Origin of the sequence: Kitasatospora mediocidica KCTC 9733, assembly GCF_000744225.1 — a bacterium.
GTDB lineage: Bacteria > Actinomycetota > Actinomycetes > Streptomycetales > Streptomycetaceae > Kitasatospora > Kitasatospora mediocidica.
Genome location: NZ_JQLN01000006.1, coordinates 308,059 through 333,323 on the forward strand (window position 1 = coordinate 308,059; position 25,265 = coordinate 333,323).

26 protein-coding genes are annotated in these 25,265 nt (G+C 72.7%); 13 read left to right on the forward strand and 13 right to left on the reverse strand.

The genetic code is table 11. The features are described from left to right. Window positions 1–4 precede the first annotated feature (4 nt). On the reverse strand, window positions 5–652 hold the full coding sequence (locus tag BS80_RS27655; protein ID WP_035803228.1) for an acetate uptake transporter: 648 nt from the start codon (window positions 650–652) through the stop codon (window positions 5–7). Window positions 653–1,103: 451 nt separating this feature from the next. On the opposite strand from BS80_RS27655, the gene BS80_RS27660 reads away from it, so the two are divergent. After that, window positions 1,104–1,961, forward strand: a complete 858-nt coding sequence (locus tag BS80_RS27660) for an SDR family NAD(P)-dependent oxidoreductase (protein WP_035803233.1) — start codon at window positions 1,104–1,106, stop codon at window positions 1,959–1,961. Window positions 1,962–1,966: 5 nt separating this feature from the next. Here BS80_RS27660 and BS80_RS27665 read toward each other — a convergent pair whose 3' ends face one another. The 3 genes from BS80_RS27665 to BS80_RS38095 all read right to left on the reverse strand — a co-directional run bounded on the left by BS80_RS27665 (window position 1,967) and on the right by BS80_RS38095 (window position 6,326). Then, entirely contained in the window at window positions 1,967–2,380 is a 414-nt protein-coding gene (locus BS80_RS27665) for a hypothetical protein (RefSeq protein ID WP_035803235.1), read from the reverse strand. A gap of 125 nt (window positions 2,381–2,505) precedes the next feature. Further along, the gene (locus BS80_RS27670; RefSeq protein ID WP_198045638.1) at window positions 2,506–5,394 is read right to left on the reverse strand and encodes a glycosyl hydrolase 2 galactose-binding domain-containing protein; all 2,889 of its coding nucleotides are present in this window, start codon (window positions 5,392–5,394) and stop codon (window positions 2,506–2,508) included. A gap of 101 nt (window positions 5,395–5,495) precedes the next feature. Beyond that, the gene (locus tag BS80_RS38095) at window positions 5,496–6,326 is read right to left on the reverse strand and encodes a TauD/TfdA family dioxygenase (RefSeq protein WP_083975451.1); all 831 of its coding nucleotides are present in this window, start codon (window positions 6,324–6,326) and stop codon (window positions 5,496–5,498) included. A 243-nt stretch (window positions 6,327–6,569) separates the two neighbouring features. On the opposite strand from BS80_RS38095, the gene BS80_RS27680 reads away from it, so the two are divergent. Continuing rightward, window positions 6,570–8,060 carry an MFS transporter gene (locus tag BS80_RS27680; protein WP_157536637.1) on the forward strand — a complete coding sequence of 497 codons (1,491 nt, stop codon included), beginning with the start codon at window positions 6,570–6,572 and terminating at the stop codon, window positions 8,058–8,060. An 80-nt stretch (window positions 8,061–8,140) separates the two neighbouring features. On the opposite strand, the gene BS80_RS27685 is transcribed toward BS80_RS27680, so the two are convergent. After that, window positions 8,141–9,064 (reverse strand): alpha/beta hydrolase, encoded by a 924-nt coding sequence (locus tag BS80_RS27685; protein WP_035803237.1) that lies wholly within the window; start codon window positions 9,062–9,064, stop codon window positions 8,141–8,143. Window positions 9,065–9,174: 110 nt separating this feature from the next. On the opposite strand from BS80_RS27685, the gene BS80_RS27690 reads away from it, so the two are divergent. Next, entirely contained in the window at window positions 9,175–9,627 is a 453-nt protein-coding gene (locus BS80_RS27690) for a MarR family winged helix-turn-helix transcriptional regulator (protein ID WP_232246670.1), read from the forward strand. Window positions 9,628–9,782: 155 nt separating this feature from the next. After that, entirely contained in the window at window positions 9,783–11,378 is a 1,596-nt protein-coding gene (dacB, locus tag BS80_RS27695) for a D-alanyl-D-alanine carboxypeptidase/D-alanyl-D-alanine endopeptidase (RefSeq protein WP_051967268.1), read from the forward strand. Here dacB and BS80_RS27700 read toward each other — a convergent pair. From BS80_RS27700 to BS80_RS27710, 3 genes are all read right to left on the reverse strand, one after another. After that, a complete protein-coding gene (locus BS80_RS27700; RefSeq protein WP_157536638.1) occupies window positions 11,345–11,758 on the reverse strand; it encodes a hypothetical protein in 414 nt (137 codons plus the stop codon). The two genes, dacB and BS80_RS27700, sit on opposite strands and share 34 nt — an antisense overlap. A gap of 73 nt (window positions 11,759–11,831) precedes the next feature. Continuing rightward, window positions 11,832–13,067 carry a beta-ketoacyl-[acyl-carrier-protein] synthase family protein gene (locus BS80_RS27705; protein WP_035803239.1) on the reverse strand — a complete coding sequence of 412 codons (1,236 nt, stop codon included), beginning with the start codon at window positions 13,065–13,067 and terminating at the stop codon, window positions 11,832–11,834. A gap of 175 nt (window positions 13,068–13,242) precedes the next feature. Next, complete coding sequence (locus tag BS80_RS27710; protein ID WP_035803241.1) at window positions 13,243–14,238, reverse strand: pirin family protein; 996 nt, start codon at window positions 14,236–14,238, stop codon at window positions 13,243–13,245. A gap of 147 nt (window positions 14,239–14,385) precedes the next feature. Here BS80_RS27710 and BS80_RS27715 point away from each other — a divergent pair, with 147 nt between their 5' ends. Further along, complete coding sequence (locus BS80_RS27715) at window positions 14,386–14,727, forward strand: DUF5713 family protein (RefSeq protein ID WP_035803243.1); 342 nt, start codon at window positions 14,386–14,388, stop codon at window positions 14,725–14,727. A gap of 48 nt (window positions 14,728–14,775) precedes the next feature. Here BS80_RS27715 and BS80_RS27720 read toward each other — a convergent pair whose 3' ends face one another. After that, a complete protein-coding gene (locus BS80_RS27720) occupies window positions 14,776–15,573 on the reverse strand; it encodes a DUF4232 domain-containing protein (RefSeq protein ID WP_035803245.1) in 798 nt (265 codons plus the stop codon). Between the two features lie 175 nt (window positions 15,574–15,748). Further along, complete coding sequence (locus BS80_RS27725) at window positions 15,749–16,354, reverse strand: acetate uptake transporter (protein WP_035803247.1); 606 nt, start codon at window positions 16,352–16,354, stop codon at window positions 15,749–15,751. A gap of 1,386 nt (window positions 16,355–17,740) precedes the next feature. Here BS80_RS27725 and BS80_RS27730 point away from each other — a divergent pair. The 4 genes from BS80_RS27730 to BS80_RS43115 all read left to right on the forward strand — a co-directional run bounded on the left by BS80_RS27730 (window position 17,741) and on the right by BS80_RS43115 (window position 19,467). Further along, complete coding sequence (locus BS80_RS27730) at window positions 17,741–18,010, forward strand: GlsB/YeaQ/YmgE family stress response membrane protein (protein ID WP_035803249.1); 270 nt, start codon at window positions 17,741–17,743, stop codon at window positions 18,008–18,010. Between the two features lie 44 nt (window positions 18,011–18,054). Continuing rightward, window positions 18,055–18,564, forward strand: coding sequence for a mycothiol transferase (locus BS80_RS27735; RefSeq protein ID WP_035803252.1), 510 nt, complete (start codon window positions 18,055–18,057; stop codon window positions 18,562–18,564). Window positions 18,565–18,634: 70 nt separating this feature from the next. After that, entirely contained in the window at window positions 18,635–18,955 is a 321-nt protein-coding gene (locus BS80_RS43110) for an ArsR/SmtB family transcription factor (protein ID WP_035803253.1), read from the forward strand. Further along, a complete protein-coding gene (locus BS80_RS43115) occupies window positions 18,952–19,467 on the forward strand; it encodes an SRPBCC family protein (RefSeq protein WP_035803255.1) in 516 nt (171 codons plus the stop codon). The genes BS80_RS43110 and BS80_RS43115 overlap by 4 nt, the downstream gene beginning before the upstream one ends. 69 nt (window positions 19,468–19,536) lie before the next feature. On the opposite strand, the gene cynR is transcribed toward BS80_RS43115, so the two are convergent. After that, a complete protein-coding gene (cynR, locus tag BS80_RS27750) occupies window positions 19,537–20,460 on the reverse strand; it encodes a transcriptional regulator CynR (protein ID WP_408607436.1) in 924 nt (307 codons plus the stop codon). Window positions 20,461–20,578: 118 nt separating this feature from the next. Between cynR and BS80_RS27755 the strand changes: the two genes are divergently transcribed. From BS80_RS27755 to BS80_RS27770, 4 genes are all read left to right on the forward strand, one after another. Then, window positions 20,579–21,193 (forward strand): carbonic anhydrase, encoded by a 615-nt coding sequence (locus BS80_RS27755; protein ID WP_035803257.1) that lies wholly within the window; start codon window positions 20,579–20,581, stop codon window positions 21,191–21,193. A 66-nt stretch (window positions 21,194–21,259) separates the two neighbouring features. Further along, a complete protein-coding gene (cynS, locus tag BS80_RS27760; RefSeq protein WP_035803259.1) occupies window positions 21,260–21,730 on the forward strand; it encodes a cyanase in 471 nt (156 codons plus the stop codon). Between the two features lie 271 nt (window positions 21,731–22,001). Then, a complete protein-coding gene (locus BS80_RS27765; RefSeq protein ID WP_035803262.1) occupies window positions 22,002–23,090 on the forward strand; it encodes a right-handed parallel beta-helix repeat-containing protein in 1,089 nt (362 codons plus the stop codon). Between the two features lie 42 nt (window positions 23,091–23,132). Then, window positions 23,133–24,188 (forward strand): methyltransferase, encoded by a 1,056-nt coding sequence (locus BS80_RS27770; protein ID WP_051967270.1) that lies wholly within the window; start codon window positions 23,133–23,135, stop codon window positions 24,186–24,188. 136 nt (window positions 24,189–24,324) lie between these two features. Here the strand turns inward: BS80_RS27770 and BS80_RS27775 are convergent, their stop codons facing one another. Both BS80_RS27775 and BS80_RS27780 read right to left on the reverse strand, forming a co-directional pair. After that, window positions 24,325–24,657 carry a TcmI family type II polyketide cyclase gene (locus BS80_RS27775; protein ID WP_035803266.1) on the reverse strand — a complete coding sequence of 111 codons (333 nt, stop codon included), beginning with the start codon at window positions 24,655–24,657 and terminating at the stop codon, window positions 24,325–24,327. Window positions 24,658–24,779: 122 nt separating this feature from the next. After that, window positions 24,780–25,265 carry an SRPBCC family protein gene (locus BS80_RS27780; protein ID WP_035803268.1) on the reverse strand — a complete coding sequence of 162 codons (486 nt, stop codon included), beginning with the start codon at window positions 25,263–25,265 and terminating at the stop codon, window positions 24,780–24,782.

The following is a 25,265-nucleotide window of genomic DNA, read 5'->3' on the forward strand; positions in this document are numbered from 1 at the left end:
CGGGTCAGCGCTGGGACCGGATCAGCGGCCAGGTCGGCAGCACGGTTCTGCGCCAGGTGCCGTTGGTGACGATCGCCAACGAGGCGTACCAGGCGACCACCGCCGTGACCAGGCCTGCCCACCCCCCGACCTTGGTCATGGTGCTCGACTGGCCGAGCGCGCCGATGGTCAGGAAGAGGAAGGTGAGGCTCAGGGTGACGAAGACGGCCAGTACCGAGACGCTGGTGCGCAGGGCCGCCAGGGTCATGTAGACGGTGAAGATGGTCCAGGCCAGCAGGTAGACGCCGGTGGCCTGGTAGGCGTGCGCCGGCGCGAGGCGGGGCGCGACCACGCCGACGTAGGCCGCGAACGTGAGCCAGAACGCGCCGAAGGACGAGAAGGCGGTCGCGGCGAAGGTGTTGCCGCGGCGGAACTCCCACATCCCGGCCAGCAGCTGCACGAGTCCGCCGTAGAACAGCGCCAGCGGGAGGACCACGCGCTCGACGGAGACGTTGATCAGCCCGGCGTTGAAGCAGCTGAGCACGAACGTGGTCATCGCGAAGGCCGCCAGCCCCAGCGCGCCCGGGTCGGCGATGGCGGCAGGCGCCGGTCCCGCCGCTCCTGCCGGGGTGAGGCGGGAGACGGGCTGTGATTCGGGTTGTTCGTCGGCCATGACAGGTCCTTTCCGTGACGGCCGACACCGCATACTCTCGCCTGCCCGGCTCTGGCGCGGTTACACCTCGTGCCGGACGTCGGACGCTCGGCCTCGCCGATCCCGTCGTCCGCAGCCGTCCGGTGGACGCTGAGCGACGGGTGTTGACGCGGTGTCAAGGATCCGTCAGAGCGCGGTGCGCGGGCTTGTCCGGTCGCTGCGGGGAGACTTGAATGGGGCCATGACCCGCTCGGAGCGCCACCACGACCGTCCGCCGCATCCGCGGCCGCCGGTAGTCGTCGCAGCCGTCTCCGCCGCCCGGTAGCACCGCTTCCGGCGCGCCTTCCCGGGCCCGCGCCCCGGCCTCCGGGCCCCGCGCTCCCTGCGCAGTTCACCTCCCGCACTCCCGGCCCCCGGTGCGCGCACCTCTGCGCCCCGGCACCCCGGGGTGCCCTGCCACCCTTGGATGGACATGTCCGCCGTACTCTCCTCGCTCCCCCAGCCTTCGGCCGGGGGTACCCCCTCCGCCCTGGTCACCGGTGCCTCCTCCGGCATCGGCTGGGAGACCGCCCGCCTGCTCGCCGAGCAGGGCGCCACCGTCATCCTGCACGCCAGGACCGTCCAGGAGGGCGAGGACGCGGTGGACCGGCTGGCCGCCGCCGGGGTCTCGCGCGACCGGTTGCAGACGCTCGCCGCCGACTTCACCCGCCTCGCGGAGGTCACGGTGCTGGCGGGGACCGTCACGGCGGCCTTCCCGACCCTGGACCTGCTGGTCAACAACGCCGCGATCATGGCGCCGGAGCGCTGCACGCTCTCCGAGGACGGCAACGAGGTCTCGCTCCAGGTCAACTTCCTGGCCGCCCACCTGCTCGCCCGGCTGCTGCGCGGCCCGCTCTCGGCCGCCGCCGAGGCCCGGGGGGAGGCCCGGATCATCAACGTCTCCTCCGCCCTGCACCGCACCGCCGCGATGAACTGGAACGACCCGCACCGCGCCAAGAAGTACACCCGGGTCGCCGCCTACGCGCAGTCGCAGCTGGCGCTCACCATGGCCACCCGCGACATGGCCCCGGCCGGCAGCGGCATCACCGCCGTCAGCGTGAACCCGGGCCTGTGCGACACCGCGCTGCTTCCGTTGTACGGGCGGGTCGGCGCCCCGGCAGCCGAGGGGGCGGCGGCCGTGGTCCGGCTCTGCCGGCCGGACGTCCGGCTCACGAACGGCGAGTACTACGACGGCGGCGACATCGCCCCGAGCGCCGGCGTGGTCCACGAGGAGCGCTCGCTGCGCCGGCTGGCCAAGCTCGCCGACCAGCTGGTCACCGCCCGGGCCTGACGGCGTCAGCCCTGCGGCTGCCCGGGCTCGGTGGGGTGGGTGGGCTCGGACGCCGCGGCGTCCGGGCTCGCCGGCTCGGCGGCCTGGGCCGCGTCGTCGGCCCGCAGGGCCGCGAGTTCGGCCTCCAGTTCCGCGACCCGGCTCTCCAGCCGCTGGGCCTGCGCCGCGGCGTCCCGGTAGGCGTCCTTGTGACGCTTGGCGACGTCCGAGAGGGTGTCCACCCGGTCGGCGAAGGCGTCCCGCTCCGCGGCGATCGGCCCGGCCACCTGGAAAGCCACCGTCCCGGCGATCCAGTCCGCCCACTCGTTGATCCGCTGCCGGCCGGCGGCTCCGTGCAGCGTGGCGTCCTGGAGGCCGTCGAGCATGGCCGGGCGGATGGCGTCGGCGATGCGCTGCGGTAGGCCGGGCTGCTTGGTCACAGCTGCTCCTGGGTGACGGTACGGGCGGTGTCGAGGAGGCGATCTTCCCACGTCGCGGTACCTGTCCGGACTGCCGGGGGCACTGCGCCGGACCGACGTCGCCGTCGGCCCGGGCAGGCCCCGGTTCAGCCGCCCACGGTGACGTCGAACCTCGCGGCGTTGGACCCGGCGACGCTGATCACCGGCGTCGCGCCCGCGAGGTCGGCGGCGCGGTAGGTGACGCTCAGCGTCTGCGACTCACCGGGCCACAGCGTCACGTCGTCGTCGCTCCACAGCGCGGAGCGCACCTCGTTGTCGCCGGACAGCTCGCCACCCGAGGCGGTGCCGCGCCGCAGGTCGGTGCGGAGGAAGAACCCGACGGTCGGGGTGGTCGAGGTGTTGGTGAGCGTCACGTCCGTGACGGTGTCGGCGCCGTCGGGGCCGGGCCGGCTCCTGGTGCTGAGCCCGGTGGCGGTGATCGTGCTCGGCGGCAGCGACGCGAGGCCCTGGAGCGCCGCGTACTGGGTCATGGTCGCGTTGTCGTTGCCGTTGGTGGCCGACCAGTTGATCACGTCCTGCTGGGTGGACTGCCAGTACACGTTGCGGTCCACCACCGTGCCGTTCTGACGCAGCGTCAGTTCGACGAAGTACGTCTGCGCGGCGGCCGGGGCGTTGGTGGCGGCCGGAACCCTGGGCGTGAGAACGGAGTTGAGGACCTGCTGGCCGGTCAGGCTCATTCCGCCGGCGGTCCGGTCGTCCAGCACGGTGCCGGCCAGGTCGTAGACCCTGGCCTCCACCGAGAGGCCGCCCTGAGTCGTGGAGCCCAGGTTGTCCAGGGTGACCGTGCCGTTGTCCTGGGTGTAGGTCGCGTGCAGGGTCTCGTTGCCCTTCTTGGCGCCGAAGTACGCGCCGGGCTGGTCGCCGTCCTGGTTGTAGAGGTCCCAGAGCAGGCTCGGCCAGCCCTTGTTGAGCTGCCAGTAGATGGTGCCGGTGGACGGGGTGGCCGCGTTGGTGGAGTGGTCGAGGAAGGCCTCGAACTGCGCCCGGGTGTTCTCGTAGTTCTGGATCTGGGCCTTCTCCACGAAGTCGGCCAGGTTCTTCGGGGCGCCGAAGCGCGCGGTCAGCGCCCGGTCGAAGTAGTAGAGCGTGCCGAACTGGTACTGGCCATGCCCGTTCTCGTAGTTGGCGTGGTACTGGTTGTCCGTCGCGGACTGCCACAGCTGGGCCTGGTCGGCGGGGGAGAGGAACCGGTCGAGCGAGTCCTGGGTCGGGACGGTGTCCCCGGCGCTCTGCTCGCTGCCGAAGCCCCACGAGCCGCCCGCGTTGGTCTGGTTGTCGTTCGGCTGGTTGTGCGTGGTGTCGTACCAGTAGTCCGGCGGCACCCAGTCGTACGGCCCCTCCTTCTCGCCCGAGTCCCCAAGGATCGGCGAGCTGTTCTCCTCGGCGGAGGAGACCACGGGGACGTCGAAGTCGGCCTGGGCGAAGGCCGCCAGGGTCGCCTTCTCGTCCGCCGCGCTCGGCGCGTTGTCGCTCCAGCTGAACGTCACCACGCTGGGGTGGTCGACCTCGTTCTGCCCGACGGTGAGCGCGGAGTCGGCGGCGACGGTCAGCGCCTGCCCGCCGAGCTTGCCCTCCCAGGCGTCGCAGCACTGGTAGCCGGAGTCGATCATGATTCCGGCCTGGTCCATCCGGGTGTAGAAGTCGTCCGGGAACATGTGTCCCTCGATCCGGACCAGGTTGACGCCCAGGTTCTTCAGCAGCGCGATCTGCCGGGCGATGTCCGCCGAGGAGTAGTGCAGGAAGAGGTCCTCGGTGAAGCCGCCGCCGCGCACCACGAACGGCACGCCGTTGACGGCGTAGCGGCGCACCCCGAGCGGGTCGACCGGGCCGGCGCCGACCAGCGAGGAGGCGACGCTCCTGACGCCGAAGGTGCCGGTCGTCGAACTGGAGAGTGAACTGCCCTGCGTCACCGAGGTGGTGAGGGTGTAGAGCGGCTGCGCCCCCATCTGGTAGGGCCACCACACCTGCGGTCTGGGGATGGTCAGCGCCGGAAAGGCGGCCGGGGTGAACGAGACCGTCCTGGTGCTGTTCGCGGGCACGGTCACGGTCTGCTGGACGGAGACCGGCTGCGCGCCGCCGGTGGGGGCGGTCACCGTCGCCGACACCGTCCCGGTCTGCGCGGAGGCGGTGGTGTTGGTGACGTTCGTCCGGACCGTCAGCGCCGAGCTGCTGAGGTCGGCGGCGTTGGCCTCCACCACGTGCGAGTCGGCGTTGCTCAGGGCGTTCGTGACCTGGAGCTCGACCGGGAACTGGATGCCGGTGTTGTTGTCCGGCGGGATCTGGTTCCAGTCCACGTCGTCCAGCGTGAGCATGGTGCTCGGGTTGTTCGGATAGACCTTCAGCGCCAGGCTGTTGGTCCCCGGCTTCAGCACCTTGGTGACGTCGAAGGTGTAGCGGGTGTAGGCACCCTCCACGGTGGCCTGGGTCGCCACCTCCTTGCCGTCGACCCAGACGTCGGCCTGTCCGACGATGCCGTTGACCACCAGGGCGGCGGACTGACCCGGGCCGAGCGCGGCGGTGAAGTCGGTGCGGTACCACCAGGGCACGTCGAACCGTGGGACGGTGTCCGCCCCGACCTTGCTCTGATAGCCGAAGCAGGTCTTCATCCGGGTCGAGTAGTCGACGTCGGGGCAGGTGCCGTTCTGCAGCAGCGCCTCGATCTCGGTGCCGGGCGCGCCGCCGTCGTCGTTCGCCACCGGCAGCCAGCCGCCGGTGGCGAAGCCGGGCGCGGAGATCGCGGCGCCGCCCTGGGTGGCGGACGCGCTGCTGGTCACCCGCCAGCCGGCGGACCCGAGGACCGTTCCGGGGACGGGGGTGGGCTGGGCGTGCGCCGCGTCGGCCGCGACCCCGACGAGCGGGGCCGGCCCGCCGGCGGCGGCGGTGTGCGCGGCGCCGGAACCGGCGGAGGTGCCGAGCAGCGCGATCACCGCCAGCAGGGGTAGCACCGCGCGGGGCGGTGAGATTCGGACGTTCACTCTGATCCTCCCAGTTAGTAAAGTTTCCTAACTTAACCGGGAAGGTAACGCCCACCCTCGGTGCGGTCAACGGTCCCGGCACGCCCGGTTGCCGGTCGGTCTCAGTCGGCCCAGACGCGCGCCAGGCAGCGCGGGGAGCCCTGGAGCGGCGGATCCGTGAACGCCGTCCGGCCGTGCAGGACCACGGTGTTGTCCAGCAGCAGGAGGTCACCGCGGCGCAGCCGCAGCCGCACGACCATCCGCGGGTCGGCCAGGACCTCGTCGAAGGCCTCCAGTGCGGCCGCCTGTGCGGGGGTGAAGGGCACGCCGCTCTCGTCCTGGCCGCGCCCGATCCAGTACCTGTTGTACTGCACCCGCAGGCCGTCGGCGGTCCTGCGGAAGACGGGATGGATCCGCTCGAAGTCCGGCCCGCGGCCGAAGTCGAAGTCCTGGTAGAGCTGCTGGAGGACGCCAGGCCGCCCGGCCAGCAGCCGGTCGTGCACGGCATGCCCACTGACCAGCAGCGACTCCCCGCCGTACAGCGCCGGCCGGACGCACAGCAGCGCGAGCACCCGCGGTGACCCGGGAAACCCCGACCGGTCCGTGTGCGGGCCCAGACCCTGGTCGTCCCGCTCCGAGGCCGACGGCCCCGAGGCGGCGACCAGCAGGTTCTCCGGACGGACGCCGGAGCCGCGCGGTCGCGCTCCGGCCACCCGCGCGACCAGCCGCCGGCACAGCTCCACGCACTGCCCGTCGTCCAGTCCGTCCAGGTCCACGCCCCGCAGCAGCGCCAGTCCGGGGCCGCTCCGCAGCCGCCGGACGACCCGCGCGGCCGGCTCCGGCGCCGTCGCGCCGCCCGCCGCGGGCGGCCGGAACGGAACCAGCCAGTCGGCCTCCGTCAGCGTGTCACGCTCCCACACCGTGCCTCCCCCGACAGCGGCATGCTCCACCATCGATGCGCTCCCTCCCGGGCCCGTCCACACGGACTCGTCGCGGCTACCAGCTATGGCACGCGCGCGGCTCCCCGCAGAAGGGCGCGGCCCGGGGCGCACGAAGCACCGGCGTCCGGGGTCCGGCGTCCGGGGTCCGGCGTCCGAATCCGCCCCCGCCCGTCCGCCGTCGCCGCCGGGAGCTTTTCGCCGCCGTGTCGGCCGTGCCTGCGACGGGGTGCACCGGCCCGGTGCCACGATCAGGGAATGCCGATCCCCACCGAACCGCCGCCGACCGGGCGGGACCACCGCTGGCAGGCGCTCGCGGTCTGCCTGGTCGCCGGGTTCATGACCCTGCTGGACGTCAGCATCGTGAACGTCGCGCTGCCCTCGATCCGCAGCGGCCTGCGGATGTCGGAGAGCGGCCTCCAGTGGATCCTCTCGGGCTACGCGCTGACCTTCGGTCTGGCCCTGGTCCCGGCCGGGCGCCTCGGCGACGCACGCAGTCGGCGCGGCGTCTTCATGACGGGTCTGGCCCTGTTCACCGCCACCAGCGCACTCGCCGGCGCCGCCCAGAGCGAGGCCTGGCTGGTGGGTGCCCGGCTGCTCCAGGGGATGGCGGGCGGGCTGCTGGTGCCGCAGGTCTCCGGCTTCATCCAGCAGCTCTTCCGGGGCGCCGAGCGCGGCAAGGCGTTCGGCCTGCTGGGCGCCACCATCGGGCTCTCCACGGCCGTCGGACCGTTGCTGGGCGGTCTGCTCATCGAGGCGTTCGGCGCCGAGCAGGGCTGGCGCTGGGTCTTCTACGTCAACCTGCCGATCGGCCTCCTCACCCTCCCGCTGGCGATGCGCCTGCTGCCACCGCCGCCCGCACGGGAGGCGGCGGAGCGCCGGCGCGGCGACTTCGACCCGCTCGGCGTGCTGCTGCTCGGTCTGGGCACGGTCCTGCTGCTGCTCCCCTTCGTGCAGGAGCAGCAGTGGCCGGGCGCCGCCAAGTGGCTGCTGGTGCCCGCCTCCGCCGTGCTGTTGGCGGCCTTCGTGCTCTGGGAGCGGCGCTACGCCCGGCACGGCGAGCCGCTGGTCAACATGCGGCTCTTCGAGGCCCGTTCGTTCTCGCTCGGCACGCTGCTCTCGCTGGTCTACTTCGCCGGCTTCACCGCGATCTTCTTCATCTTCACGCTCTACCTGCAGAACGGTCTGCACTACAGCGCGCTGGCGGCCGGGCTGGCGATCACCCCGTTCGCGCTCGGCTCGGGCGTCGCGGCCGCGATCGGCGGCCGGGTGGTGAGCCGGTTCGGCCGCCCGCTGGTGGCCGCGGGCCTGGTGCTGGTCGTGCTGGGGCTGGCGGCGGCCGCGGTAGCCGTCCATCTGTGGTCGGGCCCGTCCGTCGGCTGGACCACGCTGGGCCCGCTGCTGGTGGCCGGGATCGGCAGTGGCCTGGTGATCTCGCCCAACCAGACGCTCACCCTCAGCGAGGTCCCGGTGAGCCGGGCGGGCAGCGCGGGCGGTGTGCTGCAGACCGCGCAGCGGATCGGGTCGGCGGTGGGCATCGCCGCGGTGGGATCGGTCTTCTTCTCCCGGGTCGCCTCGGACGGCGGCGACTGGGCGGGCGCCTTCGAGTGGGGCCTCGCGGTGGCCGTCGGGTTCATCCTGCTGGCGCTGCTCACCACGCTGCTGGACATCTTCGGCGGCGCCCGCGCGGACCGGCTGCCGATCCCGCTCCCGGCCCGGGCGGGCGACCGGACGGGCGACCGGAGCTGACGGCGGCTGTCGGCGCCCCGGTCACCGCGCCCGGAACCCCGTCGGGGACCGGGAGGGGCGCCACCCCGCTCGACGGGCCGTCAGAAACCGGTCGGTGCCTGCGCCGCGACCGTGGCCAACCGGTCGAGGATGAAGCGGCCGGCCCGGTCCAGCGCCGCGTCCGCCTCGTCGAGCGAGCCGGTGAAGGACTGGAAGACGTGCGGCACGTCGGCGGTGACGTCGAGGATCACGTCGACACCGGCGGCGGCCGCCCGGGTCGCCAGCCGGGTCGAGTCGTCGAGCAGCAGCTCGTTCGTCCCGGCCTGCAACAGCAGCGGGGGAAACCCGGTCAGGTCGGCCAGCACGGCGGGGCTCAGCAGCGGCTGCCGAGGGTCCTGGCCGGCCAGGTAGTGGGCGCCCACCTGCTCCAGCGACCGCCGGGTGAACAGCGGGTCGATGCCGTGCTTGGTCGTCATGCTCTCGCCGCTGCGGGTTGCGTCCAGCCCCGGCGAGAACGCGACGACCGCGGCCGGGAGCGGCAGTCCGGCGTCACGCGCGGCGAGGGTGGTGACGACGCTCAGCCCGCCGCCGGCCGAGTCCCCGGCCAGCACGATCTGTCCGGCCGGCACGCCCTGCTCCAGCAGCTCGCGATAGGCCGCGAGGGCGTCCTCGATCGCGGCCGGGAACGGATGCTCCGGTGCGAGCCGGTAGTCGAGCGAGACGGCCCGGGCGCCGGTGCGGCGCACCAGGGCCCCGGTGATGTGCTGGGCGGTGGCGGGCGAGCCGAACACCCCGGACCCGCCGTGGAAGTAGAGAATCGTCCCGCCGGTGACGCCGTCCTGCGGCTCGATCCTCAGCGCCGGACGGCCACCGAGGGAATCCTCGGTGAGGGTGACGCCGGTCGGCGCCGGGTTGTCGGCCATCAGGGCGACGAAGGCCGCGCGCAGCTCTTCCGGTGTGCGACTGCCGTCGAACGGCGCTGCCCGTAGCAGGGCGTCCACGGCCGCGCGCTGTTCCTTGCTCATGCTGCTGCTCCCCGGAGTCGGGTGGGTTTGGGATCATGGCTCGCTGAAGGTGCGTGCCTTTCCCTCACTATATTCCATGGAAGATAGTTCTCAAGAATCTGGAGTGCCGTGTGACCGATCACATGCAGGTGTTCGCTGACCTCGTCCGCTACGAGACGAGGCTCTACAACGTCCTGGGTGAGCGGTTGCGGGCCCAGCACGGCCTCACCGTCGGCCAGTTCGAGTTCCTGCGGATCATCGGCGGGCGCGACGACTGCCGGGTGAACGACCTCGCGCACGAGATCGCCATCACCGTGGGCGCCACCAGCAAGGGAGTGGACCGCCTTGAGGCCGCGGGGTGGGTCAGCCGTCGCCCCAACCCGCAGAACCGCCGCTCGTCGCTGCTCGGCCTGACGGAGGCCGGCCGGGCCCTGCTGGACGCCGCGACGCCGACGTTCGAGAACGAGCTGCGGACCTGGCTCGGCGACCCGTTGACGCCCAAGGCGCTCGACCAGCTGGCGGCGGCGGTCGCGCTGCTGCGCGAGACCCTGGAGGATGCGCGGGTCGGCATGCCGACGGGGTGAGCCGATGCCGGACCGGGGTGGTCGCGGCCTGGCCCGGGCAGCCGCCGTCCGGGGGAATCCCCGGCGGCTGGCCGCCGCCTTCGCGTGGTGAACGACCATGCGGTCCGAGGGTGATGACTGACAGTCAGTCGGATCGTCCACCCCTTGGAGGCACCGTGCGCAGCATCCCGGTCCGGCGGCTGGCCGGGCCGCTCGCCGCCGTCCTCGTCGCGCTGCTGCTGACGGGGTCCGGCGCTCCGCCCCGCGCCCCGTCTCCCGCCGACGCGCTCTCCGCCGACCTGGACCGGCTGCTCGCCGACCCCCGGCTTTCCGGCGCCGAGGTCTCCGCCCTGGTCACGGACGCCGCCACCGGCGAGGTGCTCTACCAGCACGCGCCCGGCGCGCTGCTGCTCCCGGCCTCCACCCTCAAGACCGTCACGGCGGCGGCCGCGCTCGACCTGCTCGGCCAGGATCACCGCTTCACCACCCAGGTGCTGGCGGCCGGCCCACGCACCGGCGCCACCCTCGGCGGCGACCTCGTGCTGCGCGGCGGCGGCGACCCCAGCCTGCTGCCCGCCGACCTGGAGGCGCTGGCCGGCCAGGTCGCCGACGCGGGCATCACCGAGGTCTCCGGCGCCGTCCTGGCCGACGCCTCGCGCTACGACGACGTGCCGCTGGGGGCGAGTTGGGCGTGGGACGACCAGGCCGCCTACTACAGCCCGCAGATCTCCGCACTCACCCTCACCACCGACGGCGACGACGACGTGGGCACCGTCCGGCTCGCGCTGACCCCCGACGCCTCGCCCGGCGGACCGGCGGCGGTGCGGGTGATCCCGCCCGAGGCGCCGGTGCGGGTCACCGGACGGGTCGACACCGGCGCGGCGGGCAGCGACACCACGGTGCAGGCGGACCGGCGGCCGGGCGGCAACGAGATCGTGCTCTCCGGCAGCCTCCCGGCGGGCAGCGCGGAGACCGACGCATGGGTGGCCGTCGACGGCCCGGCCCGGCTCGCCGCCACGGTCTTCGCGGCGGCGCTGGCCCGGCACGGTGTGGCGGTGCGCGGCGGGCTGCGGGAGGGCCCGGCCCCGGCGGACGCCGTCGCGTTGGCGGCCCACGACTCCGCGCCGCTCTCCGCCCTGCTCGTCCCGTTCCTCAAGCTCAGTAACAACGGCATCGCCGAGCACCTGGTCAAGGAGATCGGCCGGGTGAGGTCGGGCGCCGGCAGCTGGGCCGCCGGGCTCGACCTGGTCCGCGACTTCGTCCACCGCAACGGACTGGAGAGCACGCCCGCCCGGCAGGTCGACGGCTCGGGACTGTCGCGCCAGGACCTGCTGACCACCTCCCGGCTGGACGCGTTGCTGCGCTTCGCCCGACGCCAGCCCTGGTTCTCCGCCTGGTACGACGCGCTGCCGGTGGCCGGCGACCCCCGACGAATGGTCGGCGGTACGCTCACCAACCGGCTGCGCGGCACCCCGGCCGAGGGCCGGGTGCACGCGAAGACCGGCTCGATGACGGGCGTCGACGCGCTGGCCGGCTACCTGGACCGGGCTGACGGGCGGACCCTCGCCTTCAGCGTCCTGCTGAACAACTTCGTCGGCGTCAGCCCGCGCCCGGTCATCGACGCCTTCGTGGTCCGACTCACCTCCGACAGCGCGTCGGCCGCCGCGCCCGCCGCGCCCGCCCCGGACACCGCGGGGCGCCGCTCCTCCCACGACTGGGAGGCCGCCCAGGGCGGTGATCAGCTCAGCGGGCGGCGGGCCTCGTCGCAGTAGTCGGACAGCGCCCGCCAGGCCTCGACCGGGGCGCCGGGATCGCCCGACATCGCTGCCGGGTCCTCGCGCCAGGCGGCCCGTACGCCGTGCGAGACGTCCCGGTTGCCGCCGCTGAACAGGGCGCTCAACTCGTCCATCCGCGCGACGAGTCGGCGGACCCTGGGGTCGGTGGCGGCGACGCCGGAGGTGCGCAGTGCCTCGGTCCGGCGGTAGAGCTCCGGCCACTCGATCTCCAGCAGGTAGTACGCGGTGGGCCCCGGCTCCGCGCCGCGTCCCTCCATCGCTCGCACCTGGTCGGCGTCCAGGTGGCGTTGCAGGACGTCCGCCGCCCCGGGCCGGGCGCTGCCCGCCCGCATCGCGCCGAACAGGTGCATCCTCACCCGGCGTGAGGTTCACGTCTCGTGAGGTTCAAGTCTCCTCCCCCTCCGCTGCTCCGCCGGGCAGGCAGGCCCGTCAGGGTGCGGCGGTGAACACCAGCGACGCGTTGTGCCCGCCGAAGCCGAAGGCGTTGGTCAGCGCCGCGTGCAGCGCGGTGCGGCGCGGCCGGCCGGTGACGACGTCCAGCTTCACCCCCGGGTCGAGGGCGTCCAGGTTGCGGGTGGCGGGGACGACCTGCTCGCGCAGGGCGAGGACGGCGGCGATGGCGCCCAGCGAGCCGGCCGCACCGAAGAGGTGCCCGGTCATGGACTTCGTCGCGGTGACGGCCGGGTGGACGCCGATGGCTTCGGCGATCGACTCCGCCTCGGTGAGGTCGCCCCGGGGCGTGGAGGTCGCGTGGGCGTGCACGTGTCCGACGTCCAGCGGCTGGAGGCCGGCCGAGGCCAGGGCGAGGCGCATGGCGCGCAGTTGGCCGTCCGGGTGAGCGGCCGTGATGTGGTGCGCGTCGGAGGTGACGCCCGCGCCGGCCAGCACCGCGTGCACCCGGGCGGACCGGGCGGCGGCGAACTCGGCGCGCTCCAGCACCACCAGGGCGGCGCCCTCGCCGATCACGAAGCCGTCCCGGTCGACGTCGAAGGGCCGGGAGGCGTGCTGCGGTGCGTCGTTGCGGGTGGAGTGGGCCTTGGCCTGGGCGAATCCGGCCAGCGGCAGCGGGTGGATGCAGGCCTCGGTGCCGCCGGCGACGACCACGTCGGCCCGGCCGAGGCGGATCAGGTCCAGGCCCATCGCGATCGCCTCGGCGCCGGAGGCGCAGGCGCTCACCGGTGTGTGTGCCCCGCCCCGGGCGCCGAGTTCGATGCTGACCCAGGCGGCGGGACCGTTGGCCATCAGCATCGGCACGGTGTGCGGGGAGACCCGCCGCACGCCCGACCTCTCCAGGATGTCGTCCTGGCCGAGCATGCTCAGCGCGCCGCCGGTGCCCGTGCCGATCACCACGGCCAGCCGCTGCGGCTCCACCTCCGGCCGTCCGGCGTCGGCCCACGCCTCCCGCGCGGCGATCAGCGCGATCTGCTCGCACCGGTCCAACCGGCGGGCCTGGACCCGGTCGAGCACCTCGGCCGGTTCGACCCGCAACCGGGCGGCGATGCGCACCGGCAGGGCGGCCGCCCACTCCTCCTCGATCGCGCTGATCCCCGACTCGCCCGCCAGCAGGGCGGCCCAGGTCGAGGCGACGTCGCCGCCCAGCGGAGTGGTGGCGCCGAGGCCGGTGACCACCACGTCCGTGCTTCCGTTCGCGTTGTCGGATGACATCAGACGTTCCCCTTGTCGTAGAGCTCCATCGGGACGCGCTCGGCCCGCAGCTCGCGGGGGAGGCGTCGGCCCGTTGTCGCCGACTCTGCCAGGGGATTCACATGTCGTCAGATGCCGTAGTCCACGGACTGTGCGGGCACGGAGTTGTTGACTTCCCACAAACCCGGACGCTGTGTCAGCCGGGCGCCGGGGCGTCGCCGGGGCCCGTGTGCGGCAGGTGGGTGGCGGGGATGACGCCGAGCCGGCCGGCCTGGTAGTCCTCGACCGCCTGGCGCAGTTCGGCCTCCGTGTTCATCACGAACGGGCCGTAGTGCGCGACCGGCTCGCCGATCGGCAGACCGCCGAGCACCAGCACCTCCAGGTCCGGCGTGTGGCTGTCCTGCCGCTGCGCGGCGGCGAGGGTCAGCAGGTCGCCGGGTCCGAAGCGGGCCAGCTGTCCGGACTGCAGCGGACGGGCTTCGGGCCCGGCCGTGCCCCGGCCGGCGAGCACGTACGCCAGCGCGTTGAAGTCCGGCCGCCACGGCAGCACCAGCTGCGCGCCCGCCGTGATCGTCGCGTGGATCATCGTGATCGGCGTGAACGTGGAGCCGGGCCCGCTGTGGCCGGCCACCTCCCCGGCGATCAGCCGGACCAGCGCGCCGCCGTCGTCGGAGGTGAGCAGGACCGCCTCGCGGCCCTCGATGCTCTGGTAGCGCGGCGGGTTCCACTTGTTGGCGCTGGGCAGGTTCACCCACAACTGGATGCCGTGGAACAGCCCGCCGGAAGCGACCAGGTGCTCGGGCGGCGCCTCGATGTGCAGGATGCCGCTGCCGGCCGTCATCCACTGGGTGTCGCCGTTGGTGATGACACCGCCACCGCCGTTGGAGTCGGCGTGTTCGAAGATGCCGTCGATCATGTAGGTGACGGTCTCGAAGCCGCGGTGCGGGTGCCACGGGGTGCCTTTGGCCTCCCCCGGCGCGTAGTCGACCTCGCCCATCTGGTCGAGGTGGACGAAAGGGTCGAGATCGCGGGTGCTGACGCCGGCGAACGCGCGTCGGACGGGGAACCCCTCGCCCTCGAAGCCGCTGGGCGCGGTGGTGACCGAGAGCACCGGTCGCTGGACGGGGACGGCGCTGTCGGGGCGGGGGATACGGGGGAGTGCAAGGGTGTTCTGGACGGTGACTGCGGGCATCGGACTCTCCTTCGGAAGCCGTTCCCGGACCTGTTCTCGATGGTACGAGACAACAGCCGTTGAAGATTGGACGTTCTGTATGGGTCTGTCAGTGCCGCGGTCCAGGATGGGGACGTCGGAGCTTCGGTAGTGAGGGGTGGGGTCGTCTTGTCGATCAACAACCAGCAGGTGGCGGGCTACGCGTTTCTGCGCGGGCTCTTCGAGGACGACTACTTCCCCGATCAGGTCGTCGCCAAGGGGAAGGAGATCCTCCTGAGGCTGTGTGCCCGCATCGAGGCCGAACAGCCGGCCGACCTCGCGGCGCTCTACGCGCTGACCGAAGCGGCCACGGAGGAGTTCAACGCGCTGGAGGCCGAGTTCGAGGCGGCCGGAAGCGAGATCGAGACCTTCGCGCGCGAGGAGATCTGCGAGGACTTCGGGTTCGTGGCCGACGCGTACGGGTACGAGGACGCCGACCTCGCGCAGCTGGTGGCCGCCCGGGACTGGTGATCGCGCCGACCCGGCCGACCGGGCCAACTGGGTCGACTGAGCCGCCCGTCAGCCGGCGGCGGAGACGGCCGCGGCGGCGATGGTGTCCCGGTAGAGGCCCAGGAACGGGGACTTGACGTAGGGGTTGCCGGGGCTGGTGCCCTCTTCGGTGATCTTCGTGTCGAGTTCGTCGGCGTTCGGCAGGTTGCTGCTCGCGATGACCGACAGCTGGTCGTAGTCGCGACTGGCGCCCGCTGTGCTGTGGCTCGGGTCCAGGTCGACCACCGCGTAGGCGGTGCGGCCGGCGTGCAGCGGGTAGCCGGGCGCGGTGCCGAGGTTGGCCGGTACGGCGGGTTGGACGGTCTCGGCCTGGCCGTTGCCGACGTTGATGGTGCTGCTCCGGTCGATGGCCACCAGCGGGTAGTGGTCGAGGCCGCAGGCGGTGCTGCCGGTGTCCGTGACCTCGATCAGCCGCCTGGTCGCGCCGAGTTGCGCGTCGTACACGGTCTTCAGGCTGAGCTGCTCCATGGCGCAGGGGTGCTGGTATGCGTACGCGTCGGCTGCGGCGTCGGCGGCGCTGCCGGGGCTGGCGGTGGGTTTGGCGGTGGGGGCGGTGGTGGGGCGGTGCGAGGAGCTGATGGCAGTGGCCCCGGTGGCAGCCCGGGTCGGAGCGCTGGGCTGCGGCGCGGCGGAGCCGGCTCCCGAGGGCGCCGCCGGAGCGGTGGCGGAGGCCGCGGAGGAGGCCGAACCGGACGTCACGTCCGGGCTGTTCGGGCCGTCGCAGGCGGTCAGGGCGAGGGTCGTGGCGGTCGCGAGCAGCGCGAGGGAGAGGATGCGGCGGCGCTTGTCGGTGCTGGTCGTGGTCATGCGGTGCTCCAGAGGCGTGCGTGGAAGCCGGCGTCGTGCCCGTATTCCCCAACACGGTTGCCCCGCACGGCCGGTTGCCGCCCCGGAGTAACAACTCCTGTTACAGAGGCCGTGGGACGTGGGTGCACGTCGGGGCCGGCGCCGCCGCGGCGGCGCCGGCCCCGACGTCGATCCGCTAGCGGGCGGGCCAGGTGGGGACGATCGAGCGCTTGAAGGTGTGGGCGGTGACCCCGGCGAAGGAGGTGTACCAGGCCAGCGCGGCGGTTATCAGGCCCAGCCAGCCGCCGATCTTGGTGGCCGAGTCGTTCGGCCCGAACGCGCCGATGGAGAGGACGACGAAGGTGATGGTCAGCATGACGAAGACCGCGAACACGGCTCCGCTCACCCGCAGGGCGGCCACCGTCATGTAGGCGGTGAAGATGGCCCAGGCGAGGAGGAAGAGGCCGACCGCCTTGTGGGCGTCGGGATCGGTCCCGAGGGCCGGCAGCGCGTCCTTGACCAGGAAGTAGTAAGCGAGCCAGAAGGCGCCGAAGGAGCTGAATGCGGTGGCGCCGAAGGTGTTTCCCTTGCGGAACTCCCACATACCGGCCAGAAGCTGCGCGAGACCGCCGTATGCGAGGGCGAGCGGCAGCACGACGGCGCTCAGCTTCGCGTCCAGCAGGTTGGCGTTGAAGCAGCTGAGCACAAAGGTCGTCATGGCGAAGCCGGCCAGGCCGAGCGGTGCGGGGTCGGCAATCTCGGCGGCGGTGGCGGCTGGTTGAGCGGACTGCTGGGTTGCCACGGGTGTCTTCCTTTCGGGGGTTTGGGATGACGCGCGACAGAAGTCATATGCTGGCGTGAATAGCTGTTTTAAAACAACTAGTACGCAGGGTTTTTATCATGTCTGATGAACTGTGGTCCCTGTTCTGGGAATGCTGGGACCACAGTTGCCAGTGTTACTGTTGATAAAATGATGAGATGCAATCGAGGCGGGGTCGGCGCGCGCGGATTCGAACGCCATTCATACAAGGCGAACATATGTGCCGGTCGGTCTAAGCGCGGATCAGTGCCCGTAGACCTCGCGGCACAGCTGCTCCTGCGCAGAACCCGCCGACCACTGTCCGTACTGCTCGGCCGTCGCGCAGAGCCCCGTGCCGCCCGCCGCGCCCGCTGCCGGTGCGGGCAGCTGGCTCGTGGCCGCGGACTGGCCGCCGGTGTGCGGCGCGGCCGCGGAGGGGTGGTGGCGCTGGGGGCGGGGTGCGCCGGCCTGGACGCAGCGGGGCGGTCGGCCGCGCCGTCGTCCTCGGAGTCCTCCGGTGCGCTGTCGGGGTCGGCGGTGTCGTCGTCGTTTCCAGGAGCGGAGGCGGAGGCCTCCGGCGCGACCGTCGCCGGTGGTGCGGACGCCGCCGCACCGGCGGGCACCTGCGCGGGCGGCGCGGCCGTGGGCGGCAGAGGCGGTGGCAGCACCGGCAGCAGCGGATTCCCCGACGTGCCCGAGCCCCACGGCACCACCGACCAGGGCGAGGCCGACGTCGCGGGCCCCGCGGAGGCGTCCGCCCGCAGCAGCGTGGCGGACCGGGGGGCGCTCCCGCCCGGATCGCAGGTCGTCAGGCTCGCCGCCAGCCCCGCCAGGACCAGGACGCCGGGCACCCCCCACTGGAGTCGGCGCCTGCGTCGCGCCGCCGCTTCCGCCGCCGCGGCCGCGGCCGTGATCCACTCCGGGGTGCCCGAGTGGTCCGGCGGAGCGGTCGGCAGTGGCTGCGCGGGTGCCGAGGCGTCCGCAGAATCCGTCAGGTCCCGCGCGCTGGGGGTCCGGTTCCACAGCTCGTCAAACTCATCCATGCCCCGTCAACGACCGTGCCACCCGGCGGGATGCGAGTCGCTCGTGGCCCGGCCGTCGCCTACCGCCAGGCCAACCACCAGGCCTGCCGGACGGGCCTGCGGGCGGGCCCGGTGCCCGACCGGACCGACGCAGCGGATGCCGCCTCCCGTGTCGGCGGTCTAGCCTGAGTCAGTGATGGACGCGTGTTCGCGCGCCGTCACCGTCGTCCCCACCGCGCCGTGGCCGGCCCCGGCCGCAACGCCGCGGTCGAGGCCGGCGACATCGCTCCGGGGAGAAAGGCCACGCAGGTGTCCCTGCCCGCCCCCGCGTGGGGAGCGGTGCGATCGAAGTTGCTCTGGAGGCGTCATGTTCCAGATCGTGTGGATCCTCATCATCGGCCTGGTGCTCGGCGTGTTCGCGCGCATGCTGCTCCGCGGCCCCCAGGCCGTCCCGCTCTGGCTGACCGTGGTGCTGGGCGCCCTGGGGGCGCTGCTCGGCAACGCGGTCTCGGGCTGGATCGGCGTCCGCCACACGTCCGGGATCGACTGGATCCGGCACCTGCTGCAGATCGCCTGCGCGGTGGCCCTGGTCGGCATCGTCAGCCCCTGGTGGGCCGGTCGCCAGCGGGTCCGCTAAGGCCTGTACGGCGGACCGTCCCCGGCCGATCGAGGAGCCCCTGGATGAACTGTGCAGAGCTGTTGACCGACGCCTTCGGTCGCGTCCAGGAGGCCGTTCACGCAGCGGTCCGGGGTCTGAGCGCCGACGAGCTGGCGGCGCGTCCGGACCCCGGGGGCAACTCGATCGGCTGGCTGGTCTGGCACCTGTCCCGGATCCAGGACGACCACCTCTCCGACGTCGCGGGCACCGAACAGATCTGGACCGCGCAGGGCTGGGCCGACCGCTTCGCGCTGCCGCTGCCCGTCGACGCGACCGGCTACGGCCACGGCGACGCCGAGGTCGCCGCGGTCAGAGTGGGTTCGGCGAAGCTGCTCACCGGCTACTACGACGCCGTCCACGCGCAGACCCTCGACTACCTGCGCGGGCTCAACGGCAGCGCGCTCAACCGGGTGGTGGACGAGCGCTGGACCCCGCCCGTGACGCTGGGCGTCCGCCTGGTGAGCGTCATCGCCGACGACCTGCAGCACGCCGGCCAGGCGGCCTTCCTGCGCGGCATGCTCCGGCGGCGCTAGCAGCGGTCCGCAGACCCCCGGCGCTCCGGTTTCCTGGACATGTGACCTTTTGGTCACCTATCCTGGAGTCATGACAGACGACGACCGGGTGTTCAAGGCGCTGGCCGACCCGACGCGTCGTTTCCTGCTCGACCTGCTGTTCGCGCGGGACGGCCGCACGCTCACCGAGCTGGAGTCCGAGCTGGACATGACGCGCTTCGGCGTCATGAAGCACCTGCGGGTGCTCGAAGAGGCGGGCCTCGTGGTTCCGCGCAAGTCCGGCCGGGAAAAGCTGCACTTCCTCAACCCGGTGCCGATCCGGCTGATCCACGACCGGTGGATCGACAAGTACACCGAGCGCCACGTCTCGGCGCTCGTCACGCTCAAGGCAGACCTGGAGAAGGAACCATGACCAGCCAGCAGAGCCCGGAGACCACGCAGGTCTACCGGATCTACATCAAGGCGACGCCCGAGCAGGTGTGGGCCGCGATCACCGAGCCCGAGTGGACGGACCGGTACGGCTACGGCGGCCTCACCGACTACGACCTGCGCCCGGGGGCCACCTTCCGGACCCGCCCGAGCGAGTCGATGAAGGCGTCGGGTGCCGAGCAGGGCTACGAGATCCCCGAGGTGATCATCGACGGCGAGGTCCTCGAGGCGGACCCGCCGCGCCGACTGGTCCTGACCTGGCGCATGCTGATGGACCCGGAGACCACCGCCGAGGGCTTCACCCGCCTCAGCTACGACATCGCCCCGGCGGGCGGCGCCACCCGGCTCACGGTCGTCCACGAGCTCGCGGGCGCACCGAAGTTGGCGTCGATGGTCAGTGGGGCGGTCGAGGACGAGGGCGCCGGCGGCGGCTGGAGCTGGATCCTCAGCGACCTCAAGTCCCTGCTGGAGACCGGCAAGACGCTCGCACAGTAGGACAGGACGGCCCATTCGGTGGGGGTGGGGTCGGCGACCCCACCCCCACCGGCCTGAGCAGGCCGCCGGTCAGGCGAGGGGGTTGCCCCCGGTGAGGCCCCGCGCTTTCGCCCAGCCCGTCGCGAGCTCGGTGAACGCGCGGGCGGCGGCGCCGCGGTAGGCGGCGTCCCGGTGCAGCAGCACGACCGTGCGTGCGGGCAGTGCGGGTTCGACGGGGACGGGGTACAAGCGCGGCTGCTCGCGGGCGATGGCCTCCGGCAGCACGGTGGCCAGCGTGCCGCGGCTGACGATCTCGACGAGCGCGCTGATCGAGTCCGCCTCGACCGCGATGTGCGGGCGCACCCGATGCTCGGCCAGGTAGCCGTCCACATGCAGCCGGGTGGCGAAGTCGCGGGTGAGCAGGGCGAGTCGGTAAGCGCCGCGGTCGATGTCCAGTTCCCCGACCGGGAGCGGTCCGGGGTGGCCGGCGCAGGGGTGGGCGGCGCCGACGACCAGGCCGAGGGCCTCGACGAAAAGCGGTGTGGCCGCGACGGCCGGGCGCCGTGAGTCGTCGAAGGCGATGCCCAGGTCCAGTCGGTCGTCCAGGAGTGCCGCCTCGATCTGATCCTGCGTCAACTCGCTGATCTCCATGGTGATCCCGGGATGCCGCTCGTGGAACTCCGCGACGAGCGGTCCGGCCAGGTAGGCGGTGAAGGTCGGCGTCATGGCGAGGCGGAGCGTGCCCCGGGAGAGGTCCTGGACGTCCAGGACGGCGCGTTCGGCCGCGGCCAGGTCCTGCAGCGCACGGCGCGCGTACCGGGCGAACGCCTCCCCGGCGTCGGTCAGCCGGACGGTGCGGCCCGAGCGGTCGAGCAGCTGGACCCGCAGGGACCGTTCCAGCTGCTTGACCTGCTGCGACAGCGTCGGCTGCGAGACGTGCAGGGCCTGCGCGGCGCGGGTGAAGTTGCCGTGTTCGGCGACGGCCAGCAGATACCGGAGATGACGCAGTTCCATGGGCACCACTATAGGCATGGTCGATGGATTCGATCCGTTCCACGACTTGGACACTATAGATCCAGCTCATGCAGGGTTGAGCCATCGACCCAATCGGTCCAGCAGGAGGAGTGATCCGATGCAGGAGCTCGCAGCAGGAAACCAGCGTTTCAGGCGGGACGTGTACCCGGCCCGGGCGGCGCTCTTCGCGCACCTCGCCACCACCCATCAGCCCCCCGCGCTGTTCATCAGCTGCTCGGACGCCAGGGTCGTGCCGGAGCTGATCACCCAGCGCGAGCCGGGTGAGCTGTTCGTCATCCGCACCGCCGGCAACCTCGTCCCGCCGTACACCCCGGGCGCGGACGGCGTGGCGGCCAGCATCGAGTACGCGGTGAGCGTGCTCGGCGTCACCGACGTGATCGTCTGCGGCCACTCCGGTTGCGGCGCGATGACCGCCCTCGCGACGGGCAGCGACCTCACCGACCTGCCGGCGGTCGCCGACTGGCTGCGCCACGCCGAGGCCTCCGTGGCCCGGCCGGACGCCGGGGGCCACCCGGCCGGTGCCGAGACCGTCGCGGCCCTGATCCGGGACAACGTGCGCAGCCAGCTGGCGAACCTGCGCACCCACCCCTCGGTGGTCCGGGCGCTGGCCCGCGAGCAGCTGACCCTGCACGGCTGGGTCTACGACATCGCCTCCGGCGCCGTCGAGGAGCTCGACGCCGTCAGCGGCCACTTCGCCGAGCTGGTCGGCTGATCCCCGCCACCGCCTGCGCCCCCCCTCCTCCCAACCCCGTTTTTCAGCCCCTCGAAAGGACCCGTCATGATGCACTCCCAGGCCGACCCGCAGGCCCGTCAGCAGCTCGCCATCGAGGCCGTCGAGGCCAAGATGCGCAAGGACCTCAGCTGGCGGCAGCTGGCCGACGTCACCGGCCTGTCGGTCGCCTTCGTCACCGCCGCCCTGCTCGGCCAGCACCCGCTGCCCGCCGACGCGGCCAAGGCCGTGACCGAGCTGCTCGGCCTCGACGAGGACGCCGCGCTGCTGCTCCAGTCGATCCCGGTGCGGGGCAGCATCCCCGGCACGGTCCCCACCGACCCGACCATCTACCGCTTCTACGAGATGCTCCAGGTCTACGGCACCACGCTGAAGGCCCTGGTCCACGAGGAGTTCGGTGACGGCATCATCAGCGCGATCAACTTCAAGCTGGACGTCAAGAAGGTCGAGGACCCGGACGGTGGTCACCGCGCGGTGATCACCCTGGACGGCAAGTACCTCCCCACCAAGCCGTTCTGACCCGACGGCGAACGCCCCCGTACCACCGCCCGGCGCGGCGGTACGGGGGCGTTCGCCGTCCTCGGCCCGCCGCGACGGCCTCCGGCGCCCGGGCGGCCGAGCAGGAGTGGCGGGCTGTGGTGGCGGCCCATAGCTTCGATTCGGCGGGGCGTGTCAGCGATCGGACGGAGTGTCGGAGCGCCGAGCGCGCCACCGCCGACGGACCCCCGATCAGATCCGCCGCCGAGCACGACGCTGCCTCGCCGGGATCCTGGAAAGCAGGTTGGCACTCATGCCCACACCACGGGCTCTTCACCTGGCGAGCACGGCCGCCGCCACCGTCCTGGCCCTGGGAACGTCACTGGGCGTCGCACCCTCGGCGCAGGCTTCCGGCCGGCATGTCGTCATGCGGGCCGTACTGCCCGGCGAGTCGATCCAGCAGGCGCTCGACGCCGCCGACCCGGGCGACATCGTCCAGCTCGGCCCGGGCACCTACCACGAGAGCGTGCAGCTCACCCGGCCCGGTGTGACGCTGCGCGGGGTGGGAAGGCAGTCGGTGCTGACGCCCGGCGCGCAGCCCTCCGCCAACGCCTGCGGCGCCGCCGGTCACGGGATCTGTGTCACCGGGACCGAGGGCCACCGGGTCGCCGACGTGCGGATCGAGTCGCTGACCGTCCAGGGCTTCCCGAAGAACGGGGTCTCCGGCTCCGAGACCGACCGGATGACGGTTCGCGGCCTGCTGGTCCAGGACAACGGCGAGGAGGGCATCGCGCAGGAGAAGTCCACCCGCGGCGTCCTGGTGGACAACACCGCCCGGCGCAACGGCCAGGCCGGCGTCTTCCTGGCGAACATCGCCTACGGCGAGGGCGGGGCGATCGACACCCAGGGCGCGGTGATCGGCGACAACGACCTGTCCGCGAACCGGATCGGCGTGGTGGTCCGCCGGGCCCGCAACCTCGCGGTCGAACGCAACACCATCAGCGGCAACTGCAGCGGGGTGTTCGTGGTCGGCGACGAGAACCGGCCCCGGGCCGGCGCGCTGACCGTCCGCGACAACCAGGTGACCGCCAACAACGCGTACTGCCCGCCCAACGACCGTCTGCCCTACCTCCAGGGCATCGGCATCGTGCTGACCGGCGTGGAGGACACGCTGGTGACGCGCAACCAGGTCAGGGACAACGTCGGCGCCTCGCCGATGTCCGGCGGCGTCGTGCTGTTCCGCAGCTTCAACGGGGGAGCCAGCACCGGCGTCACCGTCCGCGACAACGCGGTCAGGGACAACGGCCCGTCCGACCTCGCCGACCGCGACACCGGTCTGGGCGACGCCTTCGCCGCCAGGACGAACGGCTGCCTGGTCTCCGAGCCCGCGGGCCACTGCTGACCGGTCCCTGTCCGAATTCCCCCCAGGAGAAAGACGGCCTTCATGCCCACCGCACCCGCTACCGCCACCGCCCCCGCACCCCCCGCCACCCAGCTCCCCGCCATGCGCTTGCGCGAACTCGTGTTCGGCGCGGCCTGCGCCGCCGCGGTGCGCGCGGCGGCCCGCCTGCGCGTCGCCGACGCCCTGGGTGACACGCCCGCCTCCGCCGACCAGCTGGCCGCCGAACTCGGCCTCGCCACGCAGCCGTTGCACCGCCTGCTGCGCGCTCTCTCCTGCTACGGCGTCTTCGCCGAGACCGAGGACGGCCGCTACACCCACACCGAGATGTCCCGCCTGCTGCGCGAGGACTCGCCCGACAGCCTGCGCTACATCTCCCTCTGGTGCACCGAACCGTGGACCTGGGAGGCCTGGCCGCTGCTCGACGAGGCGGTCCGCTCCGGCAAGGACGTCTTCGCCGACCTGTACGGCAAGGGCTTCTTCGACTACCTGCACAGCGATGCGGGGGACTCGGCCCGGGTCTTCGACCAGGCCATGACGCACTCCAGCCGGCAGTCCGCCCAGGACCTCGCCGACTTCGTCGACCTCACCGGGGTGTCCACCGTGGTGGACATCGGCGGCGGCCAGGGCCACGCGCTGGCCAGCCTGCTGGAGAAGGACGAGGCGCTGCGCGGCACCCTGCTCGACCTCCCCAAGGTGGTCGCGAACGCCGATCCGCGGCTGCGCGACGGCGGCCCGCTGGCCCCGCGCGTCCAGCTCGTCCCGGGGGACTGCCGCACCGCCGTCCCGGTCCGGGCCGACCTCTACATCATCAAGAACATCCTGGAGTGGGACGACGCCAGCACCCGGATGACGCTGCGCAACATCGTCCAGTCCGCGCGTCCCGGCGCCCGGGTGATGGTCGTGGAGAACTTGATCGACGACAGCCCGTCGATGCGCTTCACCACCGCCATGGACCTGCTGCTGCTGCTCAACGTCGGGGGAGCCAAGCACAGCAAGGACAGTCTGATCGCGCTGATGACCGAGGCCGGGCTGACCGTCGGCGAGATCCGTCCGGTCAACGCCTACCTGCACGCCTTCGAGGCGACCGTGGCCGGCTGACCCCGCCCGCACCCCGCAGCCGCGCCTCCGCCGCCCGGCGGGACGCGGGCTGCGGCGTGCTCGCGTCCCGGCCGGGCCCGGACACGGACGAACCCGGTCACCAGGGCGGTGACCGGGTGCTCGCGTCGGCGCGGGGTCAGCCGAGGGCGCCGCGCTCCCAGCGGTAGAACTCGCGGGCCATCGCGTCCTTCGGCTCGCGCCAGGTCTGCGGGTCGTAGGCCTGGACGTACGCGGCCAGCCGGTCGCTGACGTCGCGGAACTCCGGGTGGCCGTGCAGCTTGGCGACCGAGGGACCGGGCGGGCGGTCGGCCTCGATCAGGTGCAGGTAGAGGTCGCCGAACTGGAACAGGCTGCGGCCGGTGACCCCGATCAGGCCCGGCAGCTCCCCGCTGTCGGAGGCCGCGAAGGTCTCGGCGATGTTCTCGGCGGCGTCCGGTCGCATCCGGGCGACGATCAGGGCGCGGTGCATCTCTGTGGTCCTTTCGGTACGGGAGTTCGCTGCGGGAGTTCACTGGGGGAGGAGGTGGGGGCAAAACGGAGGTGGGGGCAAAACGGAGGTGCGGGCCCGGTCGGGCCCGCACACTGTCCGACTCAGCGCGGCATCGCCGCCGGGGCCGCCCTCCCCGTCTCCTTGGCGTGCTGCTCGACCTTGTCGCGGATGAGCTCCATCTGGATCCGGGAGTTGCGGTTGATGTGCTCGGTCATTCCCGCGTCGTCGACCGGCGCGGTCGGCTTCATCGCGAAGTCCTGGATCCAGCGCATCGAGGTGCCGCCCGGAACCTCCTCGTACTCCCAGCGGATGCTCATGTGCTCGAACGGGCCGGTCTCCACCCGACGCGCCTCCACGGTGAGCGACTCCTTGTCCGCCTCCCGCTCGGAGACCCAGCTCCAGATCTTGCCCTTCTCGTCCGGGTGCATGGTGAGCCGGAAGGTCACCCGGTCCCCGTCGCGTTCGAGCACCTCGACGGAGGCGTACTCGCTGAAGAGGTGCGGCCAGCGTTCGAGGTCGTTGGTGAGCTCCCAGGTCAGGTCCACGGGGGCGGAGATGACGATCTGGTTGTCGGTGTGTCCGGTCAT

Excerpts from the sequence above, each read along its gene's own strand:
- BS80_RS27655 (WP_035803228.1), bottom strand. The coding sequence starts at position 652 with ATGGCCGACGAACAACCCGAATCACAGCCCGTCTCCCGCCTCACCCCG.
- BS80_RS27660 (WP_035803233.1), top strand. The coding sequence starts at position 1,104 with ATGTCCGCCGTACTCTCCTCGCTCCCCCAGCCTTCGGCCGGGGGTACC.
- BS80_RS38095 (WP_083975451.1), bottom strand. The coding sequence starts at position 6,326 with ATGGTGGAGCATGCCGCTGTCGGGGGAGGCACGGTGTGGGAGCGTGAC.
- BS80_RS27680 (WP_157536637.1), top strand. The coding sequence starts at position 6,570 with ATGCCGATCCCCACCGAACCGCCGCCGACCGGGCGGGACCACCGCTGG.
- BS80_RS27685 (WP_035803237.1), bottom strand. The coding sequence starts at position 9,064 with ATGAGCAAGGAACAGCGCGCGGCCGTGGACGCCCTGCTACGGGCAGCG.
- BS80_RS27705 (WP_035803239.1), bottom strand. The coding sequence starts at position 13,067 with ATGTCATCCGACAACGCGAACGGAAGCACGGACGTGGTGGTCACCGGC.
- BS80_RS27710 (WP_035803241.1), bottom strand. The coding sequence starts at position 14,238 with ATGCCCGCAGTCACCGTCCAGAACACCCTTGCACTCCCCCGTATCCCC.
- BS80_RS27720 (WP_035803245.1), bottom strand. The coding sequence starts at position 15,573 with ATGACCACGACCAGCACCGACAAGCGCCGCCGCATCCTCTCCCTCGCG.
- BS80_RS27730 (WP_035803249.1), top strand. The coding sequence starts at position 17,741 with ATGTTCCAGATCGTGTGGATCCTCATCATCGGCCTGGTGCTCGGCGTG.
- BS80_RS27735 (WP_035803252.1), top strand. The coding sequence starts at position 18,055 with ATGAACTGTGCAGAGCTGTTGACCGACGCCTTCGGTCGCGTCCAGGAG.
- BS80_RS43110 (WP_035803253.1), top strand. The coding sequence starts at position 18,635 with ATGACAGACGACGACCGGGTGTTCAAGGCGCTGGCCGACCCGACGCGT.
- BS80_RS43115 (WP_035803255.1), top strand. The coding sequence starts at position 18,952 with ATGACCAGCCAGCAGAGCCCGGAGACCACGCAGGTCTACCGGATCTAC.
- cynR (WP_408607436.1), bottom strand. The coding sequence starts at position 20,460 with ATGGAACTGCGTCATCTCCGGTATCTGCTGGCCGTCGCCGAACACGGC.
- BS80_RS27755 (WP_035803257.1), top strand. The coding sequence starts at position 20,579 with ATGCAGGAGCTCGCAGCAGGAAACCAGCGTTTCAGGCGGGACGTGTAC.
- cynS (WP_035803259.1), top strand. The coding sequence starts at position 21,260 with ATGATGCACTCCCAGGCCGACCCGCAGGCCCGTCAGCAGCTCGCCATC.
- BS80_RS27765 (WP_035803262.1), top strand. The coding sequence starts at position 22,002 with ATGCCCACACCACGGGCTCTTCACCTGGCGAGCACGGCCGCCGCCACC.
- BS80_RS27770 (WP_051967270.1), top strand. The coding sequence starts at position 23,133 with ATGCCCACCGCACCCGCTACCGCCACCGCCCCCGCACCCCCCGCCACC.
- BS80_RS27775 (WP_035803266.1), bottom strand. The coding sequence starts at position 24,657 with ATGCACCGCGCCCTGATCGTCGCCCGGATGCGACCGGACGCCGCCGAG.
- BS80_RS27780 (WP_035803268.1), bottom strand. The coding sequence starts at position 25,265 with ATGACCGGACACACCGACAACCAGATCGTCATCTCCGCCCCCGTGGAC.